The 17,382-nt window shown below is 72.8% G+C and carries 15 protein-coding genes and 1 pseudogene; 6 read left to right on the top strand and 10 right to left on the bottom strand.

Annotated features, from left to right (window positions below; translation table 11 throughout):
* The first annotated feature begins 48 nt into the window (after window positions 1–48).
* Together ACFPZJ_RS02865 and ACFPZJ_RS02860 are read left to right on the top strand one after the other, a co-directional pair.
* On the top strand, window positions 49–435 hold the full coding sequence (locus tag ACFPZJ_RS02865; RefSeq protein ID WP_381016646.1) for a hypothetical protein: 387 nt from the start codon (window positions 49–51) through the stop codon (window positions 433–435).
* 110 nt (window positions 436–545) lie between these two features.
* Window positions 546–1,988 carry a S28 family serine protease gene (locus tag ACFPZJ_RS02860; protein ID WP_381016643.1) on the top strand — a complete coding sequence of 481 codons (1,443 nt, stop codon included), beginning with the start codon at window positions 546–548 and terminating at the stop codon, window positions 1,986–1,988.
* A gap of 176 nt (window positions 1,989–2,164) precedes the next feature.
* On the opposite strand, the gene ACFPZJ_RS02855 is transcribed toward ACFPZJ_RS02860, so the two are convergent.
* The 6 genes from ACFPZJ_RS02855 to ACFPZJ_RS02830 all read right to left on the bottom strand — a co-directional run bounded on the left by ACFPZJ_RS02855 (window position 2,165) and on the right by ACFPZJ_RS02830 (window position 9,097).
* A complete protein-coding gene (locus ACFPZJ_RS02855) occupies window positions 2,165–2,809 on the bottom strand; it encodes a hypothetical protein (RefSeq protein WP_381016640.1) in 645 nt (214 codons plus the stop codon).
* Between the two features lie 112 nt (window positions 2,810–2,921).
* Window positions 2,922–4,757 (bottom strand): glycoside hydrolase family 3 protein, encoded by a 1,836-nt coding sequence (locus tag ACFPZJ_RS02850; RefSeq protein ID WP_381016637.1) that lies wholly within the window; start codon window positions 4,755–4,757, stop codon window positions 2,922–2,924.
* Window positions 4,758–5,214: 457 nt separating this feature from the next.
* On the bottom strand, window positions 5,215–6,453 hold the full coding sequence (locus ACFPZJ_RS02845; RefSeq protein ID WP_381016634.1) for an MFS transporter: 1,239 nt from the start codon (window positions 6,451–6,453) through the stop codon (window positions 5,215–5,217).
* 122 nt (window positions 6,454–6,575) lie between these two features.
* Window positions 6,576–7,376 carry a sugar phosphate isomerase/epimerase family protein gene (locus ACFPZJ_RS02840; protein WP_381016631.1) on the bottom strand — a complete coding sequence of 267 codons (801 nt, stop codon included), beginning with the start codon at window positions 7,374–7,376 and terminating at the stop codon, window positions 6,576–6,578.
* A 57-nt stretch (window positions 7,377–7,433) separates the two neighbouring features.
* Window positions 7,434–8,366 carry a bifunctional helix-turn-helix transcriptional regulator/GNAT family N-acetyltransferase gene (locus ACFPZJ_RS02835; RefSeq protein ID WP_381016628.1) on the bottom strand — a complete coding sequence of 311 codons (933 nt, stop codon included), beginning with the start codon at window positions 8,364–8,366 and terminating at the stop codon, window positions 7,434–7,436.
* A gap of 137 nt (window positions 8,367–8,503) precedes the next feature.
* Window positions 8,504–9,097, bottom strand: a complete 594-nt coding sequence (locus ACFPZJ_RS02830; RefSeq protein WP_381016626.1) for a dihydrofolate reductase family protein — start codon at window positions 9,095–9,097, stop codon at window positions 8,504–8,506.
* Between the two features lie 192 nt (window positions 9,098–9,289).
* On the opposite strand from ACFPZJ_RS02830, the pseudogene ACFPZJ_RS02825 reads away from it, so the two are divergent.
* Window positions 9,290–9,686 (top strand): annotated as a pseudogene (locus tag ACFPZJ_RS02825) (tautomerase family protein).
* Window positions 9,687–10,003: 317 nt separating this feature from the next.
* Here the strand turns inward: ACFPZJ_RS02825 and ACFPZJ_RS02820 are convergent.
* Entirely contained in the window at window positions 10,004–11,050 is a 1,047-nt protein-coding gene (locus tag ACFPZJ_RS02820) for a LacI family DNA-binding transcriptional regulator (protein WP_381017295.1), read from the bottom strand.
* Window positions 11,051–11,318: 268 nt separating this feature from the next.
* Here ACFPZJ_RS02820 and ACFPZJ_RS02815 point away from each other — a divergent pair, with 268 nt between their 5' ends.
* Genes ACFPZJ_RS02815 through ACFPZJ_RS02805 form a run of 3 tightly spaced genes read left to right on the top strand, consistent with a single transcriptional unit; the run spans window position 11,319 to window position 14,457 of the window.
* On the top strand, window positions 11,319–12,470 hold the full coding sequence (locus tag ACFPZJ_RS02815) for a Gfo/Idh/MocA family protein (protein WP_381016623.1): 1,152 nt from the start codon (window positions 11,319–11,321) through the stop codon (window positions 12,468–12,470).
* Window positions 12,467–13,618 carry a dihydrodipicolinate synthase family protein gene (locus tag ACFPZJ_RS02810; protein ID WP_381016620.1) on the top strand — a complete coding sequence of 384 codons (1,152 nt, stop codon included), beginning with the start codon at window positions 12,467–12,469 and terminating at the stop codon, window positions 13,616–13,618. Before ACFPZJ_RS02815 ends, ACFPZJ_RS02810 begins: the two co-directional genes overlap by 4 nt.
* Window positions 13,619–13,659: 41 nt before the next feature.
* On the top strand, window positions 13,660–14,457 hold the full coding sequence (locus ACFPZJ_RS02805) for a sugar phosphate isomerase/epimerase family protein (RefSeq protein WP_381017293.1): 798 nt from the start codon (window positions 13,660–13,662) through the stop codon (window positions 14,455–14,457).
* Between the two features lie 326 nt (window positions 14,458–14,783).
* Here the strand turns inward: ACFPZJ_RS02805 and ACFPZJ_RS02800 are convergent, their stop codons facing one another.
* The 3 genes from ACFPZJ_RS02800 to ACFPZJ_RS02790 all read right to left on the bottom strand — a co-directional run bounded on the left by ACFPZJ_RS02800 (window position 14,784) and on the right by ACFPZJ_RS02790 (window position 17,330).
* The gene (locus ACFPZJ_RS02800; protein ID WP_381016617.1) at window positions 14,784–15,761 is read right to left on the bottom strand and encodes an AraC-like ligand-binding domain-containing protein; all 978 of its coding nucleotides are present in this window, start codon (window positions 15,759–15,761) and stop codon (window positions 14,784–14,786) included.
* 277 nt (window positions 15,762–16,038) lie between these two features.
* Window positions 16,039–16,428: a D-ribose pyranase gene (rbsD, locus tag ACFPZJ_RS02795; protein ID WP_381016614.1), complete on the bottom strand. Its 390-nt coding sequence runs from the start codon at window positions 16,426–16,428 to the stop codon at window positions 16,039–16,041.
* Entirely contained in the window at window positions 16,425–17,330 is a 906-nt protein-coding gene (locus ACFPZJ_RS02790) for a ribokinase (protein ID WP_381016611.1), read from the bottom strand. The genes rbsD and ACFPZJ_RS02790 overlap by 4 nt, the downstream gene beginning before the upstream one ends.
* Between the last annotated feature and the right edge of the window lie 52 nt (window positions 17,331–17,382).

Raw genomic sequence — 17,382 nt, 5'->3', positions numbered from 1 at the left:
GTACACCCGTACGCCGATTCGTGGTGGTCGCGGTACGGGAGGACGACAGTGGACACCGGAGCGATACGTCGCCGCCTGGCGCTCGGCATGGCCGTACTGACCGCGTCCGGCCTGCTCGCGGTCGCGGCGCCGGGCGAGGCGCAGGCCGCCGCGTACTGCGCGGGGCGCAAGGTCAGAACGCTGCCGTTCTCCACGGGCACGGTGCTCGTCTACAAACGCAACGGCTACGTCTGCGCCGTCACCCTGCCCAAGCGGCCCGGCACCAAGCGGAAGATGTCGGTCAGCGTGCAGGCCCGGGGCGGCTGGCCGGTCGTCGACGAGGGGCGGTACAAGTACCGGGCCGGCCCGGTGACCGTGCACGCCGGGCAGCGCTGCGTGTGGATCAAGGGCCGGGTGGGCCGCGGGTCGGTCAGCTCCGGCTGGATCCTGTGCTGACACCCCTCCCCACCCCGGGCCCCCGTACAGGGTTTTCCCCATGTCCCCTGGTGCTGCGGTGAGTTGGTCCGCTAGCTTCCGGCGCACATCTGTCTCACAGGGGAGTGCGCATGCGCAAGGCGCTCAGATGGCTGCTGGCGCTCACGGTGCTCATAGGCACCTTGAGCACGGCCGGTGCGGCCACCGCCGCCGAGCCGGAGGCCACCGGCCCGTCCAGCACCGCTGACATCGAGGAGAGGCTGCTCGCGATACCGGGCATGAGCCTGGTCGAGGAGAAGCCGTACACCGGCTACCGCTTCTTCGTCCTGAACTACACCCAGCCGGTCGACCACCGGAACCCGGCGAAGGGCACGTTCCAGCAGCGGATCACCGTGCTGCACAAGGACGTCTCCCGCCCGACGGTCTTCTTCACCAGCGGCTACAACGTCTCCACGACGCCCCGCCGCAGCGAGCCGACCCAGATCGTGGACGGCAACCAGGTCTCCCTGGAGTACCGCTTCTTCACCCCGTCCCGGCCCGACCCGGCCGACTGGTCCGAGCTGGACATCTGGCAGGCCGCCAGCGACCAGCACCGCGTCTTCACGGCGCTCAAGCAGATCTACGGCAAGAACTGGATCTCCACGGGCGGTTCGAAGGGCGGCATGACCGCCACCTACTACGAGCGTTTCTACCCGCGCGACATGGACGGCGTCGTCGCGTACGTCGCCCCCAACGACGTGGTGAACAAGGAGGACTCGGCCTACGACCGCTTCTTCGCCACCGTCGGCACCAAGGAGTGCCGTGACCGGCTGAACGCGGTGCAGCGCGAGGCGCTGGTGCGCCGCGAGTCGCTGGAGAAGCGGTACCAGGCGTACGCCGACGCCGAGGGCCTCACCTTCAGCACGATCGGCAGCCTGGACAAGGCGTACGAGGCGGTCGTGCTCGACTACGTGTGGGGCTTCTGGCAGTACAGCCTGCTGAAGGACTGCGACCGGATCCCGGCCGACGCCGAGAACGCCACCGACGAGGAGATCTGGACCACGGTCGACACGATCGTGGGCTTCGCCGCGTACGCCGACCAGGGCCTGGAGCCGTACACGCCGTACTACTACCAGGCCGGCACGCAGCTGGGCGCGCCGACGATCGAGTTCCCGCACATCGAGAAGCAGTACCTCCGCTACGGCTACCTGCCGCCGCGCCACTTCGTGCCCCGCTCGATCCCCATGACGTTCCAGCCCTGGGCCATGCGGGACGTCGACACCTGGGTCCGCCACAACGCCCGTCAGATGCTCTTCGTCTACGGCCAGAACGACCCGTGGGGCGCCGAGCCGTTCCGCCTGGGCAAGGGCGCGAAGGACTCCTACGTCCTCACGGCCCCCGGCATGAACCACGGCGCGAACGTCGCCGGTCTCGTTCCCGAGGAGAAGGCCCTCGCCACGGCCCGCATCCTGAAGTGGGCGGGCGTCGCCCCGGCCGCGGTCCAGTCCGACCCGTCGGCGGCCAGGCCGCTGGCGAAGTTCGACGCGAAGCTCGACAAGCGTGACGTCCGCCGCGAGCTGACGCTGCGTCCGTGACGCGCCGCGCCCGGCCGCACCCACTCGGGGCTCACAGCGGCCGGGCGCAGCCGATCGACGTGCCGCCGCCCGGCGCGAAGTGGCTTTTCACGGCTGGCAGTCGTGTGGGCACCGGGCCGGTGGCGACGCCGGGCCGGCGCCGCGTCCGTGTGCCGGTTCCGGCTCCCGGCCGTCGCTCACAGTCGCCGGGCGCAGCCCACCGGTGTGTCGCCGCCCAGGCGGACGTACAGGGCCGTCGACGGTGGGCAGTCGGCGCGGGCTTTCACCGCCTTCGTCACCTTGTACTGCGGTTTCTCCTTCTCCCGGCCGTCGCAGGCCGTTTCGCGGACCTGGCCGTCGCCGGAGCCGTAGACGCAGTCGCCGACGATGGTTCGGGGTCCGCCCCCACCGCCCGGGTCGCCGGGGTGCGGCGGCTGGAGGTTGCGCATGCAGGCGTAGCCGCGCGGCACCGCCCCGTCGCCGTCCTCGTCGGACGCGGGCCGCTGCTCGCTGATGTGCAGCACGAAGTCCGTGGTCGCCGGGCAGCGCGGCCCGTCGCCCACCGCGCCGTCGTGGCGGGCCACGACCCGGGCCGCCGCCCGCTCACCGGCACACGGCACCTCGGTGAAGCTCGTCGTGCCGAAGGAGCTGCACTCGTCGACCGCGAGGAACACCGCCCCGTACCCGGACGGCCGGGTCGGCACCGGCGACTCCGCCGCCGACGACCGCTCGCCCAGCCGGCCGTCCTCCTCCCCGGTCGCCGCACCCTGGCAGCCCGTCAGCAGCGTCGCGAGCAGCGCCGGCAGCCCGCACACCACCCCCACGGATCTTCTCCCGCGCATCGCCATCCCCCCGAGTACCCCCGACCAGCGTGGCCCGCCGCGGCGGGCCACGCCACACATACGGGACGGTTTGCGCATGTTGGGGGCGGTGCGCCCGGTACGTGGCGTACGTCTAGTACGACAGCCCGTGCCCGATCGGGTACAGCACCTGCGCCGGATCGTCCGCCCGCGGCACGGCCACCGGCAGCTTCCCGCGCGGTTCGACCCGCCCCGCGATGACGCGCGCGGCCGCCCGCAGTTCCACGTCGGTCCAGGAGTAGGTCGCCAGGAAGGCGGGGACCGAGGGCAGCCGGGCCACGTCGTAGGGGTTGCGGACGGCGATCGCGACCACCGGCCTCCCGGTCGCCACGAGCTGTTCGACCAGCGTCCGCTGACTGCTGCCCGCCGTGACGTTGTACGTCCCGGCCACCACCGCGTCCGCCTCCCGGGCCGCCGCGACCGCCCGGGCGATGGTCGCCGCGGAGGGTGCCGTGCCGGTCGACAGGGCGGTGGCGGTGAAGCCGAGTTCGGTCAGGGCGGCGGCGAGCACCCCCGTCGGCGGGCCCGTGGTCCCCGAGGGCGAGGCGGGATCGGCGCCGACGACCAGCAGCCTGGCGTGCCCGCGCGGGGACAGCGGCAGCAGGTTCCCCTCGTTGACCAGCAGCGTGGTGGTCCGCTCGGCGATCCGGTCGGCCGCCGCCAGGTGCGCCTTGGTCCCCACCGTGCGCTCGACACCGGAGTGGCTGACGTACGGAGCGTGGAACAGCCCCAGCTTCGCCTTCAGCCGCAGAATGCGCAGGATCGATGCGTCGAGCCGTGCCTCGGTGAGCTCGCCGCTGCGGACCGCCTTCAGGACGGCGTTCCAGGCGAGGTCCAGATCGGGCGGGTTGAGGAGCTGGTCCACGCCCGCCTTCAGCGCGAGCACCGGCACCCGGTCGTCGCCGTACTTGGTCCGTACGCCCTCCATGCCGAGGGAGTCGGTGACCACGACCCCGTCGTAGCCGAGCTCGCCGCGCAGGATGCCGGTGAGGATCGGCCGGGAGAGCGTGGCCGGGTCGCCGGAGTCGTCGAGCGCGGGAACCATCAGGTGGGCGGTCATGATCGAGTCGATGCCGGCCTCGATCGCGGCGCGGAACGGCGGTGCGTCCAGCGCCTCCCACTGGCCGCGGCTGTGCGTGATGACCGGGAAGCCGGTGTGGCTGTCGACCTCGGTGTCGCCGTGCCCGGGGAAGTGCTTGGCGGTCGCCGCGACGCCCGAGCGCTGGTACCCGGACACCTCGGCCGCGACCAGCGCCGCCACGGCCCTCGGGTCGGCGCCGAAGGACCGTACGCCGATGACCGGGTTGGCGGGGTTGACGTTGACGTCGGCCACGGGGGAGTAGTCCTGCCGGATGCCCATCGCGCGCAGCTCGCGTCCCGCGATCCGGCCGAGGGCACGGGCGTCGGAGCGCGACCGGCCGGCGCCGATCGCCATCGCCCCCGGGAACAGCGTGGCGGGCTTCCCGACGCGCGCGACGATGCCGTGTTCCTGGTCGGTGGAGATCAGCACGGGCAGCCCGCGCGGCAGATCGAGGGACGCCTTCTGGATCCCGTTGGACAGGTCCGCGATCTGGTGCGGCTCGCGGGTGTTGTGCGCCCAGGCGAAGTAGATGATGCCGCCGACCCGGTACCTGGCGATGAGCTCGGCGGCGGTACGGACCCCGATCTCCTTGAGGTTGGCGTCGATGTCGGCCTGGTCGGGGGCGGTGGCGGAGTGGCCGTACACCCGCATGACGAAGAGCTGGCCGACCTTCTCCTCGAGCGTCATGCGCGAGACGAGGGCGCGGAGCCGGGCGTCGTCGGGGGCGGCGCCGGCGTGCGCGGTGCCACGCACGGCCAGGGCGGTGGTGACGGCCGCTATGGCGGCGAGGACGGAACGTCTGGAGGGGGTCGCGGTGTTTCCTGTGCTTCCCGTGCTGGTGTCGGGCACGTGCGCTCCTTCCGGAGGAGAACCGCTGAAGGAAACTTCCAGGACGTCACCAATAACCGGGAAGTTTCTGCCGGTCAAGGGAATGCACAGTAACCGAACGGGGGCCGCCATCGGCGCAGTTGGAGGGGGGCGCGCCGATGGCGGCGTGCTGCCGGCCGCGGCACGGCGGAGAGGGTGGTCAGCGATCGCAGCCAGCAGCGAGGGCCGACACCGCACCACGGTGACTCATCCGGCAACCTGCGCATTGGACGGGCGGGGGTGGGGTGGGGTTCCCGGGTCGGGCCGGATTTCCCGAAGTCGGTGGTCCAGGGGCCGGTGAGGCGGGTGGGCCGGAGCGGTGCCCGGGCGGGTGTCGCGGTTCACCGTTCGTCCGGTGCGGTGCCCGGGTGGGCGTCGCGGCTCACTGTTCGTCGGCGCGGTGCCGGGGCGGGCGGTGCGGTTGGGTGGGCGTCGCGGTTCACCGTTCGTCCGGTGCGGGTGCCTTGTCGCGCAGCTCGGGTGTGCTCGTGCCGACGTACACCACCGCGAGCAGGCACAGCAGACCGCCCGTCACCAGGGACGTCGCGCCCGAGGTCCAGCCGGCCAGCACGCCCCCGCGCAGATTGCCGAGGTGGGGACCGGCCTGGCCGACGATCTGCTCGGCGGCCGTCACCCGGCCGAGCAGGGCGTCGGGGGTGCGGGTCTGCACGATCGTGGTGCGGGAGAGGACCGACACGGAGTCGGCTGCGCCCGCCAGCGCGAGCAGGCCCAGGCCCGCCCACGGGTCGGTCATCAGGCCGAAGAGGGCGAGGGCCGCGCCCCACGTGCCCGCGCCGCACAGCATGACCAGACCGGGACGGCCGAGCCCGGTGACCGTGCCCGACAGCGCCGACGCGGTGACCCCGCCGACGGCGAGGGCCGACAGGAACAGGCCCAGCGTGCGCGGATCGCCCCCGAAGCGCTCGGCGTTGACCAGCGGGAACAGGGCGACCGGCATCGACAGGAGCGTGGCGGCGAGGTCGGTGACGAGCGCGCCGCGCACCACCCGGTGGCCGGCCAGGAAGCGCAGGCCGTCCAGCACACCGTGCAACCCGGCGCGGGACGGCTCGCCCTCCGGTGCCAGCGCGGGCAGGCCGAAGGCGCCGTAGAAGGCGATGAGAAAGCTGACGGCGTCCAGCAGGTAGCAGACGCCGATCCCGAACCAGCCGAGGAACAGGCCGCCGAGGGCCGGCCCGAGCAGCATCATCGCCTGACCGGTGACCTGGTGGAGGGCCAGGCCGGACGCGACCAGTTCCTTGGGCAGCAGCCGGGGTACGAACACCCCGGCCGCCGGCCCGGCGACCGCGCCGAACGAGGACTGCGCGGCGACCAGGGCGAGCACCCCGGCCACCGGGACGTGCCCGGTGAAGCCCTGCACCGCCAGCAGCGACGCGCAGACCGCCTGGCCGACCGTGGCGAACAGGAAGATGCGCCGCCGGTCGCCCCGGTCCGCCCACGCGCCGGCGAACAGGCCGAGGACCACCAGGGGCAACGCCTGGGCCAGCCCCACCGCGCCGCTCCACACCGCGCTGTGCGTCATGTCCCAGACCTGGTACAGCACGGTGACCATGGTCATGAAGCTGCCCAGCGTGGACACCGTGCGGCCGACCAGCAGCCGCCGGAACACCGGGGACGTCCGTAAGGGGCGCACGTCGACGAACGTGCGGGTGAGACTCACGAGAAGACGGCGGAGCGCGGCGCGGGCTGGGTCACGGCGCGGAACGCTATCCGGCCGCCCGCCGCCCGGGCCAATGATTTACCGGACGGCGCCGACCCGGTGGGGGACACCGAGCTGTTGGGTCACGCCGAGTCGTTGAGCAGCCGGGACAGGTGCTCGCGTCCGGCGTCCAGCAGGCCGGGCAGCGGGGCGGCGGCCTCGTACCACCGCTTCTCGTACTCCCAGCACAGCCAGCCGTCCCAGCCGTGCCGGGACAGGACCTCCACGCACTCGGTCAGCGGCAGCACACCGGTGCCGAGTGCCAGCGGGGTCGTGTCGTCGGCGGAGGCGATGTCCTTGACCTGGATGTAGCCGAGGTAGGGGAAGAGCGCCGCGTAGCTCTCCGAGGGCTGCTCGCCGCCTAGCCAGGTGTGCATGACGTCCCACAGGGCGCCGACCTGGCGGTGGCCGACCAGGCCGAGGACGCGGATCGCGTCGGCGGCGGTGCGGTGCGAGTCGTGGGTCTCCAGCAGGATGCGCACGCCGGCGTCGGTGGCGTACTCGGCGGCGGTGCCCAGACGCCGGGCGGCCGTCGCGTCGGCCTCCTCGGGGCTCTGCGCCGGATCGCCGCCGGGGAAGACCCGGATGTACGGGGCGCCCAGGTCGCGGGCGAGGTCGAGCAGGTCACGGATCTCGGTGAGGACGGGCTCGTCGTCGCCGGGCGCGGCGACCCGCGCGTATCCCGCGACGCCCAGGATCTCGACGCCGGACGCCTTGAACGCGGCGGCCGCGTCGGCGCGTTCGCCCGGGCCGAGGCCGGGGTGCACCGGTTCCTCGGGGTGGGCGCGCAGTTCGACGCCGTGGTAGCCGTGCGCGGTCGCGAGCCGCAGCACGTCGGTCAGGGGCAGGCCGGGGACGCCGAGGGTGGAGAACGCCAGCTTCATGTGGACGGACCCTACCCGGCACACCGGCCGGTGACTCCTCTTCGTCACTCGGGTTCGTCACTCGGGCGTTGCGCGCAGGTCGAGCCGCCAGTCCTGGCCGACCAGGTCCCGGCCGAAGGAGCGGTGGGGTTTCTCGGCCACCAGGACGAAGCCGTGCCGCTGGTAGATGCGGCGGGCGGCGGTGAGGACGTCGTTGGTCCACAGGACGACCTCCCGGTAGCCGACGCCGCGCGCGAAGTCGACGACGGCCCCGACCAGCCGGTCCCCGATGCCGAGTCCGCGGGCGTCCGGTTCGACCAGCAGCAGCCGCAGCCGGGCGGCCCCCGGCACCTCGTCCCGCACGCACATCACGCACCCCACCGGCCGTCCCTCCGACTCGGCGATCCACACCCGCTCCAGGTGCGGGTCGTGGTCCCCGGCGAAGTCGGCGACGATCCTGGCGACCAGGCCCTCGTAGTCGGCGTTCCAGCCGTACTCGGCGGCGTAGAGCGCGGCGTTGCGCTGCACGATCCAGCCGAGGTCGCCGGGGCCGGGCTCGCGCAGCACGACGTCCTCCGCGCGGGGAGGACGCGGGTCGGAGAGGATCTCGCGGATGGTGCGCATGGCCTCGGCTAGCCGGGACCGGTCTGCGGCGGGCACCTTCGACAGCAGAGCGCCGACGGCCTGGCCGGACCGCTCGCCGAGCAGGTCAGCGGTCTCCCGGCCGCGTGCGGTGAGCGTGATGCGCCGGCGCCGGGGGTCGCGGGGCGAGGGCACCCGCTCGACCAGCCCGTCCCGCTCGAACCTGTTCAGGATCCGGCTCAGGTACCCGGCATCCAGGGAGAGTTCCGCGCGCAGGTCGGCCACGTCCGTGTGCGGGGAGTGCGCGAGCTCGTAGAGGACCCGGGACTCGGTGAGGGTGTACGGGGCGTACAGCCGGCGGCTGTAGTCGAGCGCGTCGATGACGTTGGTGTAGAAGCGGTTGAAGGCGCGGACGTCCTGGACGGTCATGATCGCCTCCGGTCGTCGACTCGGCGCGTGCGGGATCAGGCCACGATCTCTGACTCAGTCAGAAATCCCCCGGAACCGAGCCTAGGCCGGAGGGCGCCGCCCGTCCACGGTGGTGCGGCGCCCGTTCCCGGTGCCTGTTACGCCGTGGCGGCCCGGTAGACGCACACCTGCGCGCCCGCCGGTCCGGTCGTGGTCGAGACCAGCTCGAAGGCGGCCTTCGTGCCGTCGTCCGGGAAGATCGACTTGCCGCCGCCGAGGATCACCGGCATGACGATGAGCCGCAGTTCGTCAACCAGGCCCTCGCTGAGGAGCGTGCGGGCGAGCGTGGGGCTGCCCATCACCAGGAGGGTGCCGCCGTCGCTCTCGCGCAGCTTGCGCAGGTGGGCCACCGCGTCGTCGCCCGGGATGCGGGTGGTGTTGTCCCACGTCAGGTCGGAGTCGCCGAGGGTGCCGGAGACGACGTACTTCTGGATGGCGTTCATCCGGTCGGCGAACGGATCTCCGGCCCGCTCGGGCCAGGCCCCCGCCATCGCCTGCCACGTACGACGCCCGAACAGCAGTGCGTCGGCCTCCTCCAGTGCCGCGTCGAAGGCCCCACCGACGACCTCCGGGTCGAAGAAGGCGTGGCTCCAGCCGCCGTGCGCGAAACCGCCGTCGGTGTCCTCCTGGGGCCCGCCGGGGGCCTGCACGACACCGTCGAGACTGATGAACTCGCTGATCATGATGCGCATGGGGCCGGCTCCTGTTTTCCCTCGTTCGGGCGTGCTGTACGCCTAAGAAGACCGCCGCCCCGCCCGAAAATCATCGCGCACCGCGGAGAAACCTCGGAAAACTTCATCCCCGGCGCCACCACCTTCTGTACCTACTGGTATGTACGCTCGCCGTCGGAGCCGTCACCACACCCGGAGAGGGGAACCGCCGCCATGCCGCTCGTCCGCATCGACGCGCTCACAACGGACACCGACCGGTTCGGGCGCTCGGCCGAGCCGTCCAGGAGGCCCTGGTCGAGTCGCTCGGCATCCCACCGAACGACTGCTTCCAATCCTCACCGGCCACGACGGGACGAGCGGCACCCTGCGCCACGGCGACTACCTCGGCGTCCCCCACGACGCCGGAATCGTCTACGTGTCGATCACCTTGCGCGCAGGCCGCACCCCCGAACAGAAGCAGACCCTGTACCACCGCATCGCCGAGCTGGCCGAGCGGTACGCCCGCACGGAACCGCGGAACGTGTTCATCGCCCTCACCGAGAACACGTCCGCGGACTGGTCACTGGGCTACGGGCAGGAGCAGTACGTCTCCGACACGCCCGGCGACTGAGCGGTCGCCCACACCGCCGAGCCGACCCGGGGTCGGCGGTTCCGGCTCGCCCGGTGAAGCAGGCGCCCGCCGTGCGGAACGTGGCGCAGGGTGGTCATCCGGCTCGCCCCGGTGAAGCAGGCGCCCGCTGAGGCGGAACGTGGAGCCAGGGGGCGGGCAATCATCCGGCCCGCCCGACGAAGCAGGTGGCCACCGAGACCGAACCGAGCCGGCACGCGGCGGTCGTCCGGCCGACCGAAGGAAGCAGCCGGCCGCCGAGGCCGAGCCGGGTCAGCGGGCGGTGGCCTGCGGCCCCGCCCCAGTCGGTCACCGCCTCGTCAGGCTCGCGGCGCCCCCGTGGACCCCCGCACCATCAACTCCCCGCGCACCGACGCGATCCCCCCGGGCGGCGGCTCCTCGCGGCCCATCGCTATGCGGCCGGCGCGGGCGCCGGCCTCGGCGAGGGGCAGTCGTACCGTCGTCAGGGAGGGCACCGCGTCGACGCTGAAGGGGAGGTCGTCGAAGCCGGCCACCGACACGTCCTCGGGGATGCGCAGCCCGGAGTCCCGCAGGGCCGCGCACGCGCCGAGCGCGACCGAGTCGTTCGCGGCGACGACGGCCGTGAGCGACGGGTCGCGGCGCAGCAGCTCCAGCGTGGCCTCGTAGCCGGACTGCCGGTCGTAGCGCCCGTGCACGGTCCAGCGCGGGTCCTCCGTGATGCCGTGCGCGGCCAGCGCCGCCCGGTGGCCCTCCAGGCGGTGCCGCGTGGTCGTCCGTTCCTCGGGGCCCGCGATGTAGCCGAGCCGCCGGTGCCCGAGCCCGATCAGGTGCTCGGTCAGCTCCTGTCCGCCCCCGCGGTTGTCGAAGGTCAGCGCGATCGCCCCGGTGTCCTGCGCCGGCGGCCGTCCGCACAGCACCACCTTCGTCCCGGCGTCCGCCAGCTTCCGCATCTTCGCGGCCATCGCCGCCTGGTGCGCGGCGTCCTCGATGGCCCCGCCGGTCAGCACGACCGCGGCCGCCCGCTGCCGCTGGAGCAGGGTCAGATAGGTCAGTTCGCGCTCGGGGGAGCCGCCCGTGTTGCACACGACCGCGAGTCTCTCCCCGCCCGCGCGCCCGCCAGGGCCCCCGATCTCGGCCTGGATGGCGCTCGCCATGATCCCGAAGAACGGGTCGGCGATGTCGTTCACCAGGATTCCCACCAGGTCGGACGTGGCGGCGGCCAGGGCGCTCGCGGGCCCGTTGAGCACGTAGTCCAGCTCGTCCACTGCCTTCAGCACCCGCTCACGGGTGGAGGCGGCCACGGGGTAGTTCCCGTTCAGCACGCGCGACACCGTCGCGGGCGAGACCTGCGCGCGGGCCGCCACGTCCGCCAGGGTCACCGTCATCTCGTCGTCCTCCGGTCGCGCATCTCGTCGTACGCCCTCGTACACACACAGGCCCATGGCCATGGTTCCGAGGAGACCTTACGGCCCGTAGCCCCTGTTGTTCGCCCCCTCGAACAACTCCTCCCCGCACTGGTCTTGTCCAGACCGCTGTGCAGAGGCTAGCTTCTTACACATAGAAAGCGCTTGCTGTATCGCTCACCAGTGAACCGGAGGGATCGGGGAGGCCCGTGCCGCCGGTGGCGCCGGTGGCGCCTATGAAGGGAATGACGTGACACGCAAGACGGTGCGTATCGCCATGAACGGCGTGACCGGGCGCATGGGCTACCGCCAGCACCTCGTCCGCTCCATCCTGGCCATCCGCGAGCAGGGCGGCCTCGACCTCGGCGACGGCACCGTGCTGTGGCCGGAGCCGATCCTGGTCGGCCGCCGTGAGCACGCGCTCAGGGCGATGGCCGAGCAGCACGGCCTGGAGCACATCTCGACCGACGTGGACGCCGTCCTCGCCGACCCGGCCGTCGACATCTACTTCGACTCGCAGGTCACCTCCGCCCGCGAGGAGGCCCTCAAGAAGGCCATCGCCGCGGGCAAGCACCTCTACACCGAGAAGCCGACCGCCACCGGCCTGGAGGGCGCCCTGGAACTCGCCCGCCTCGCGAACGAGGCCGGCATCAAGCACGGCGTCGTCCAGGACAAGATCTTCCTGTCGGGCCTGCTGAAGCTGAAGCGCCTCATCGACGGCGGCTTCTTCGGCCGGATCCTCTCCGTGCGCGGCGAGTTCGGCTACTGGGTCTTCGAGGGCGACTGGCAGCCCGCCCAGCGCCCGTCCTGGAACTACCGCGCCGAGGACGGCGGCGGCATCGTCGTCGACATGTTCCCGCACTGGGAGTACGTCCTGCACGAGCTGTTCGGCCGCGTGAAGTCCGTCCAGGCCCTGACCGCCACCCACATCCCGCAGCGCTGGGACGAGAACGGCAAGCCCTACGTCGCCACCGCCGACGACGCCGCGTACGGCGTCTTCGAACTCGAAGGCGGCGCGATCGCCCAGATCAACTCCTCCTGGGCGGTCCGCGTCAACCGCGACGAGCTCGTCGAGTTCCAGGTGGACGGCACGGAGGGCTCGGCGGTCGCGGGCCTGCGCAACTGCCGCGTCCAGCACCGCTCGGCCACCCCCAAGCCGGTCTGGAACCCGGACATCCCCGCCACCGAGGTCTTCCGCGACCAGTGGCAGGAGGTCCCGGACAACCAGGAGTTCGACAACGGCTTCAAGGCCCAGTGGGAGCTGTTCCTCAAGCACGTCTACGCCGACGCCCCCTACCACTGGGACCTGCTCGCCGGCGCCCGCGGTGTCCAGCTCGCCGAGCTGGGCCTGAAGTCCTCGGCCGAGGGCCGCCGCCTCGACGTACCGGAGATCACGCTGTGACGATCCACCTGCCCGACGCCACCGGCCGGCTGCGGCCGTACGAGCCCCGCACCGAGCCGCTGGCCCTCGCCCCAGGGGCCCCCTTCACCTCCCGCACGGTCTTCTCGGCGGCCCACGTGGTGGCCGACCCGTACGCGGACGTGTCGCCCGACTCGCCCGCCGCCGTCGACTGGGACGCCACCCTCGCCTTCCGCCGCCACCTGTGGTCCCACGGGCTGGGCGTCGCCGAGGCCATGGACACCGCGCAGCGCGGCATGGGCCTGGACTGGGCGGGCGCGGCCGAGCTGATCCGCCGGTCGGCCGCGGAGGCGAAGTCGGTCGGGGGCCGGATCGCCTGCGGTGTGGGCACGGACCAGATCGCCGCCGGAACCCTGGAGGAGGTCCGGGCGGCGTACGAGGAACAGCTGGCCGTCGTCGAGGAGTCCGGCGCACAGGCCATCCTGATGGCGTCCCGGGCCCTCGCGGCGTCGGCGAAGGGCCCGGACGACTACCTGGAGGTCTACGGCCACCTCCTGCGCCAGGCCGCCGAGCCGGTGATCCTGCACTGGCTGGGCCCGATGTTCGACCCGGCCCTGGAGGGCTACTGGGGGTCGAGCGACCTGGACGCGGCGACGGACACCTTCCTGTCGGTGATCGCGGCCCATCCCGACAAGGTCGACGGCATCAAGGTGTCGTTGCTGGACGCGCAGCGCGAGATCGACCTGAGGCGGAGGCTGCCGCAGGGCGTCCGCTGCTACACCGGCGACGACTTCAACTACCCCGAGCTGATCGCGGGCGACGAGCAGGGCTTCAGCCACGCGCTGCTCGGCATCTTCGACCCGCTGGGCCCGCTGGCGGCGGAGGCGGTGCGGGTCCTGGACACGGGCGACACCGCGGGCTTCCGCGCCCTCCTCGACCCCACGGTCGAGCTGTCCCGCCACCTCTTCCGGACCCCGACCCGCTTCTACAAGACCGGCGTGGTCTTCCTGGCCTGGCTGGCGGGCCACCAGTCCCACTTCACGATGGTGGGCGGCCTGCAGTCGGCCCGCTCCCTGACCCACCTCGCCCGCGCCTACGAACTCGCAGACGGCCTCGGCCTGTTCCCGGACCCGAAGCTGGCGGAGGAGCGGATGAAGACCCTGCTGAGCGTGTACGGAGTGACCCGGTGAGCGCGGCGTCGGAACGCCTGGAACGCCTCTCTGTCAACCAGATGACGGTGAAGCAGCTACCGCTGGCCGAACTGGTCGAGGCATGCAGGGAGTTGGGCATCCGCAACGTGGGCCTGTGGCGCGAGCCGGTCCAGTCCTACGGCCTGGAGGCCACGGCCAAGCTGGTCCGGGACGCCGGTCTGACGGTGACCACGTTGTGCCGGGGCGGCTTCTTCACGGCGATCGACCCGGCCGAACGGGCCGAGGCCCTGGCCGACAACCGCCGCGCGATCGACGAGGCGGCGACGCTGGGCACCGACACCCTGGTGCTGGTCTCGGGCGGCCTGCCCGCCGGCTCCAAGGACCTGCACGGCGCCCGGGAACGCATCGCGGACGCGCTGGCCGAGCTGGGGCCGTACGCGGAGTCGCACGGCGTGAGGCTCGCCATCGAGCCGCTGCACCCCATGTACGCCTCCGACCGCTGCGTGGTCTCCACCCTGGCCCAGGCCCTCGACCTCGCGGAGCGCTTCCCGGCCCACCAGGTCGGCGTCACGGTCGACACGTACCACATCTGGTGGGACGACACGGCCCCGCGGCAGATCGCCCGGGCCGGCGCGGGCGGCCGCATCCACACCTTCCAGCTCGCCGACTGGACGACCCCCCTGCCGGAGGGCGTCCTGACCGGCCGCGGCCAGCTCGGCGACGGCTCGATCGACATGCGCGAGTGGAAGGGCTACGTGGAGGCCGCCGGCTACACCGGCCCGATCGAGGTGGAACTCTTCAACGCCGGCCTGTGGGCCCGCGACGGACGGGAGGTGCTGGCGGAGACCGCCCGCCGCTTCGCGGAGCACGCGGCGTGACGTGCCGGGTGGGCCGCTCCCGTCGCGGGGCGGCCCACCCCACCGGCGGGTGACCGGCGGGTCGTCCAGGCGGCAGGGGGACGACGTATCCACCCGCCCTTCCGTGGTACCCCCCGTACCCCCGCAAACGCGGTCTCCCAACCGTCGCGGGCGTCGGCGTGCGGCGCCGGACAGGCCCCGACCGTTCCGGCACCGCACGCCGCCTCCCCCCTCATCCCCGCTGTGCACACGCCCCCCAACGGTGCACGGACACCAGCATGGGAGAACCGGGCGCACGCGTCCTTGACCGTCCGTGCAGGCGTTTTGTCGATTTCGGCAGCCCCCGCTCAGGACGGAGGCGGGCCGGCATGGTGACGGTGATCGGTCGGCGTCATCCCGTACGCCCGCCGGAACACCCGGCTGAAGGTCGCCGGGTCGGTGAACCCCCAGCGGGCGGCGATGGACTGGACGGACCGGCCGCTCAGACGCGGGTCGGCGAGGTCGCGGCGGCAGCGCTCCAGGCGGCGGTGGCGGATCCAGGCCGCGGGACTCGCGCCCTCCGCCGCGAACAGCTGGTGCAGCCGGCGCACCGAGATGCCGTGGGCCGCCGCGACGGTGGCGGGCGACAGGGACGGATCGCCAAGGTGCTGGTCGATGAAGTCCCGGATACGGGTGTGGAGTGCGCGGCGCCGCGACTCCGGGGACAGCACGTCCTCGGCGTCCAGGCACCTGCCCAGCACGGAGCCGAGCAGGTCGGTGGTCACGGTGGCCAGCGTCGGCACGTCGGCCGCGGTGAACTCGTCGGCGCGGTGGGCGAGGTCGGCCAGCCAGCGGTACAGCGCCCCGCCCAGGCCCTGGCCGAGCGGGATCGGCACGGCCAGCAACCGCCGGACCGTGCGCGGCGGCAGCGGCAGCAGCGCCCGGGGGACGGTGACCACCACCGCCGACGTCCGCTCGGAGGTCCGGTTGAGCCGCACGTCGTAAGGGAGGCTGCTGTCGGCGAGGACGAGGTCTCCCGCCCGGAACACGGCCTGGCGTCCGTCCTGCGCGATGCCGCCGTCGCCCGTGAACTGGCAGTTGATCTGGTAGACCTCCGGGTCGAACCGCCGGATGATCCGCGGTGTGCGCACGGTGTCCATCTGCGGGAAGCTCAGGTCGGCGACCTGCAGGTCACCGAGCGGCAGCACACGCATGGTGGCCCGGAAGTCCTCCGTCCGCTCACTGCGCAGCAGGTTGGGCACATGGGTCCGCCCGGCGATGTCCTGCCACAGGTCCCACCGCTCCGCCGGTGGTACGACCTCGGTCCGGAACTCCGTCACCAGCATGGCCACACGCCCCCCAACGCGCACCGCACGGACTCGTTCTGCCCACGGGACATCGTAGGGAGCGGGGGCGGGAAAGAAACCGGCGAGAAATTCTCCCAGGGCCGTGCAACCCTTCCCCCGCCCGGCATGTCGTACAGGGCATCAGAACTTCTCGGAGGGGGATCCGGGGGATCACGGGGGTTCTGAGGGGGAGGGAAAAGCCGAGGGGGCCCGGTCGACGGACCGGGCCCCCTCGAAGCATTCAGATCCCGCGGGCCGGGGGCTCCAGTGGAGGTCGTCAGAAGAAGACCCCGCAGCGCAGCAGCACGTTGGCGTACGGCTGTGCCTCCCCGGTCCGCACGACGAGCCGGGCGTTCGCCGACAGTGCCTTGAGACGCTCGTGCGGTACCAGGCCCAGTTCCGGGAAGCGGTCCTCCAGCAGCCGGGACGCCGCCGGGTTGGCCCGCCGTACCTCCGTCGCCGCCGTCGCCCCCTCGACCACCAGCTCGGCCAGCAGACCGTCCAGCACCTGGGCGAAGGACGGCACCCCGGCCCGGAAGGCCAGGTCGACCACGCGCGGCCCGTCGGGTATGGGCATGCCCGCGTCGCACACCAGCACGCCGTGCCCGTGGCCCAGTTCGGCCAGCGCACCGGAGAGGTGACGGTTGAGGATCCCGCTCTTCTTCACAGGGCCGCGACCTCTTCCGAGGTCGGGAAGGACTCCTGTGCGCCCTCCTTGGTGACGGCCGCCGCACCCACCCGGGCCGCGTACGCCGCCGCCTCGGCGAGCGACTCACCCGTGCCGAGCCGGAAGGCCAGCGCCGCGGTGAACGCGTCGCCCGCGCCGGTGGTGTCCACGGCGCGCACCGTCACGGACGGCACCCGCGAGACGCCCTCCGCTGAGGCCACCAGCGCGCCCCGCGCGCCCAGCGTCACCACCACCGAGCGCGGCCCCTTCGCCAGCAGGATCCGCGCCCAGTCCTCGGGGGTGTCCCCCACGGCGGCGGCGCCGCCCAGGATCACCTTCGCCTCGTGCTCGTTGACGATCAGCGGGTCGCAGGCGGCCAGCACCTCCTGCGGCAACGGGCGCGGCGGTGACGGGTTCAGCACGAAGCGGCTGCCCGGCGCCAGGCTCCGTACGACCTCCACGACCGTCTCCAGCGGGATCTCCAGCTGCGTGGAGACCACCCGGGAGGCGTGGAACAGGCTTCCCGCCGCCCGGACGTCCTCGGGCGTCAGACGGCCGTTCGCGCCTGGCGAGACCACGATGCTGTTGTCCCCGGACGGGTCCACGGTGATCAGCGCGACGCCGGTCGGCGCACCGCCGACCAGGACGCCCACCGTGTCCACGCCGGCCGCCCGCTGCGAGTCGAGCAGCAGCCGGCCGTACGCGTCGTCGCCGACCCGGGCCAGCAGGGCCGTACGGGCCCCGAGCCGGGCGGCCGCGACCGCCTGGTTCGCGCCCTTGCCGCCCGGGTGGACGGCCAGATCGGAGCCGAGCACGGTCTCCCCGGCGGCCGGCCGGCGCTCGACACCGATCACCAGGTCGGCGTTGGCCGACCCCACGACCAGGAGGTCGTAGTCGTTCATTGATCGACTCCCCACATCAACCGGCTTCCCACAGAAGGTGACCCGGCTCCCC

The sequence above is a fragment of the Streptomyces bullii genome (assembly GCF_042657145.1).
In the GTDB taxonomy this organism is placed as follows: Bacteria; Actinomycetota; Actinomycetes; order Streptomycetales; family Streptomycetaceae; genus Streptomyces; species Streptomyces bullii.
This window is presented reverse-complemented; position numbering and strand designations above follow the sequence as displayed.